This is a genomic window from Bradyrhizobium erythrophlei (assembly GCF_042430365.1).
In the GTDB taxonomy this organism is placed as follows: Bacteria; Pseudomonadota; Alphaproteobacteria; order Rhizobiales; family Xanthobacteraceae; genus Bradyrhizobium; species Bradyrhizobium erythrophlei.
Genome location: NZ_JBHMET010000214.1, coordinates 1 through 868, shown reverse-complemented (window position 1 = coordinate 868; position 868 = coordinate 1). Strand labels below are relative to the sequence as shown.

At 64.4% G+C, this 868-nt stretch carries 1 protein-coding gene; it reads left to right on the top strand.

The window, feature by feature from the left end; translation table 11 throughout:
- Positions 1 to 868, top strand: an 868-nt coding sequence (locus ACFFWD_RS29970) for an IS110 family RNA-guided transposase (protein WP_376971487.1), incomplete at both ends; no start/stop codon positions are given.

Sequence of the window (868 nt, the reverse complement as noted above, 5' to 3'; positions counted from 1 at the left end):
CTGATCGGGATGGAGGCCTGCGTCGGCGCGCATCATCTCAGCCGCAAGCTGCAGCTGCTTGGGCACCGAGCACGGCTGATGCCGGCGAAGTACGTGCGCCCGTATTCGAAGGGACAGAAGAACGATTTCCGCGACGCAGAGGCGATCGCCGAGGCTGTGCAACGCCCGACCATGAAGTTCGTTGCGACCAAGACCGCCGACCAACTTGACCTGCAGGCCCTGCACCGCGTCCGCGAACGCTTGGTCAGTCAGCGTACCGGCATCATCAATCAGATCCGCGCCTTCCTGCTGGAACGGGGCGTCGCGGTGCGACAAGGTCTGCGTTTCCTGCGGACCGAGCTGCCGCACATTCTGGCCACGCGTGGCGATGTCCTCTCGCCCCGCATGTCGCGCGTCATTGAGGAGTTGACCGGAGACTGGCATCACCTGGATGCACGCATCGAGGGGCTCTCAGGCGAGATTGAAACGCCCGCCCGCCAAGATCGGCACTGCGAGCGGCTGATGACGGTGCCCGGCATCGGTCCGATCATCTCGAGCGCGATAGTCGCCGCGATCGGCACCGGCGACGCGTTCTCGAAGGGTCGCGACTTCGGCGCCTGGCTCGGGCTGGTACCGAAACAAATCTCGACGGGAGACCGGACAATCCTCGGCAGCATATCAAAGCGCGGCAATCGCTATCTGCGTGCCCTCTTCGTTCAGGCGGCGTGGGTCGTGCTGGTCAAGCTCGGGCCAAAGCATTGGGAACGCCATGGGCTCAAGTCTTGGATCGCGGCAGCAAGCAAGCGACTGCACCACAACGTGCTCGCCATTGCGCTGGCCAACAAGCTCGCCCGCATCGCCTGGGCGGTTCTCAACAAGGGGCGCGCCT